Here is a 2,461-nt window from a genome sequence, read left to right on the forward strand (position 1 = left end):
TGCGTCTCCTCCACCAGCGCACGGTGGCGTTCGTCGCTCAGCTGGCCGCGGAAGAAGTTGGTGTCTGCGATGTAGCCCGCGGAGATGACGTTGCAGGTCACTCCTCTGGGAGCGAGCTCGGCGGACAGCGAGGCGTTCCACGCGGCCAGGCCGGCCTTGGCCGCGCCATAGGAGCCGCCACGGCGCTCGGCGCCGATCGAGCCGATGCTGATGACGGAGCTGTCGCTGGTGAGCTTGTCTTGGACTGCGGCCGTGGTCAGCACCGCGGTGAGCAGGTTCTGCGCCAGGTTGGCATGCCACTGGGCGAGCAGCGCGTCCAGAGATGCTCCGTCAGCTGATGCCGCTTCGGGCAGGCCGCCGGCGGCGTTGACCAGGACGTCCAGCTCCCCGAGGCGGGCGGCAAGCGATGCGACCTGCCCCGGGTCGGTCGCATCACAGACGACACCGTGCACCCCCAGCTCCTTGGCGGTCAGCTCGACGGTTTCAGTGTGACGTCCGGTGATGAAGACCTCTGCCTGGTCGACGGCGAACCTTTGGGCGATGGCACGGCCGATGCCGCTGGTTCCTCCGGTGATGACCACGATGCGGGTCATGAATCCTCCTGCCCACTGATACGTTTAGGCCTAAACATAGCTGGGATTGACAAGGAATCACATCGTGGCCGACGACGCCGCTGCAGCAGGGGGCTCAGTACCCGCCTATTCCGCCACCGAGATTGCCGCGGCCTGGAGACGGGAGCGACCGGGCACCCCGACCGAATCGATCGAGATCGTCACCCCCATCTGGTGGCTGGCCAAGCTCTTCACCGACGACCGCAGCCGGGCCCTGCGAGAGGCGGGGATCGATGCAGCCACCCTCGACCTGCTCTCCGTCATCCGCCGCTCAGGCCCGCCCTACACCCTCAGCACCCGCGAGATCGCCCGGCGGACGCTGGTCACCGCCGGCGCGATCTCACAACGCATCGCCCGAGCCGAACGCGACGGCCTCGTCGAACGAACACCAGCAAGCGCCGGCCGCCGAACCGTCCTGGTGGAACTCACGGCCGAAGGCCACGCGCTCATCGAGCGATCCGTTGACACCGTGCTCGGCCGAGAAGCCACACTCGTCAGTTGCCTGTCGGACCACGAACGCGCTGCGCTCATCGCGATACTGCACAAACTGATGGCCGATGTCCGACGACGCACGGCCCCCAAAGAAGGCTGAGCCCTTCGGACCCGCTATGGCCTGACGTGATCCACTTCTGCCGATCGGCCCTCGTCTTATGCCCGTTGTCCTGGCCCGCCCGATAGCCCCGACCGCCGCTGAGCGCGAGCGGCTGAAGAAGATGGCCTACGGCGACAAGACCGAGCATCGGATGCGCTTGCGTGCACAGGTCGTCCTGCGCGCGGCGCGCGGACGTTCCAACGCGCGCATCGCCCGAGAGATGAGCCTGCACCTGGACACCGTGCGCACCTGGCGGGGCCGGTTCGCCGAGCAGGGCCTACCAGGCCTGGCCGACCGCAAGCGCACCGGCCGACCGCCCGTCTTCAGCCCGCTGCAAGTCGCCCATGTCAAAGCTTTGGCCTGCCAGTTGCCCGCCGAGACCGCGGTGCCGCTGGCACGCTGGTCGTGCCCGGAGCTGGCCCGCGAGGCCATCCAACGGGGCATCGCCGCGTTTCTGTCGGCCTCCACCGTGCGCCGCTGGCTGGCCCATGACGCGCTCAAGCCCTGGCAGCACCGCTCCTGGATCTTTATCACCGACCCCGACTTCCGCCCCAAGGCCCAGCGGGTGCTGGACCTGTACGCCCATACCTGGCAAGGCCAGGAGCTGGGTGAGGACGAGTACGTCATCAGCGCGGACGAGAAAACCTCCATCCAGGCCCGCTGCCGCTGCCACCCCACCCTCGCCCCAGGAAAGGCCCGCGCAATGCGCGTGAACCACACCTACGGCCGCGGCGGCGCCCTGGCCTACCTCGCCGCCTACGATGTCCACCAGGCAAGAGTGTTCGGCCGCTGTGAGGCCACGACCGGCATCGACCCGTTCATGAACCTGGTCGCCCAGGTCATGACCCAGGAACCCTACGCCAGCGCCAAGCGCGTGTTTTGGGTCGTCGACAACGGCTCCTCGCATCGCGGGCAGAAGGCCGCCGACCGGCTTGCCGCCGCATTCCCGAACGCGGTGATGGTGCATACCCCCATCCACGCTTCGTGGTTGAACCAGGTGGAGATCTACTTCTCCGTCGTCCAACGCAAGGTCGTCTCGCCCAACGACTTCACCGGCCTTGCCCAGGTCGGGGACCGGCTCCGAGCTTTCGAAGACCGCTACAACGCCACAGCACAGCCGTTCCAGTGGAAGTTCACCACCTCCGACCTGGACGATCTGCTGGCCAGGCTCGACCGGCGCACTGCCGATCACCAGGAAGGATCCTCCATCCGCCTCGCCGCATGATCAACCCCCGAAGGACTTCCGGAGCCGACCACT

Annotated in this window: 3 protein-coding genes; 2 read left to right on the plus strand and 1 reads right to left on the minus strand. The window is 67.5% G+C overall.

Going from position 1 to position 2,461, the window contains the following annotated elements; all coding sequences use genetic code 11:
- Positions 1-593, minus strand: a 593-nt coding sequence (locus ACZ5ON_RS35895) for an SDR family NAD(P)-dependent oxidoreductase (protein WP_465601792.1), incomplete at its 3' end; no start/stop codon positions are given.
- 64 nt (positions 594-657) lie between these two features.
- Between ACZ5ON_RS35895 and ACZ5ON_RS35900 the strand changes: the two genes are divergently transcribed.
- The gene (locus tag ACZ5ON_RS35900) at positions 658-1,203 is read left to right on the plus strand and encodes a MarR family winged helix-turn-helix transcriptional regulator (RefSeq protein WP_465601795.1); all 546 of its coding nucleotides are present in this window, start codon (positions 658-660) and stop codon (positions 1,201-1,203) included.
- A 58-nt stretch (positions 1,204-1,261) separates the two neighbouring features.
- Positions 1,262-2,428 (plus strand): IS630 family transposase, encoded by a 1,167-nt coding sequence (locus tag ACZ5ON_RS35905; protein ID WP_465601798.1) that lies wholly within the window; start codon positions 1,262-1,264, stop codon positions 2,426-2,428.
- Positions 2,429-2,461 lie beyond the last annotated feature (33 nt).

Source organism: Kitasatospora sp. NPDC032150 (assembly GCF_055579945.1).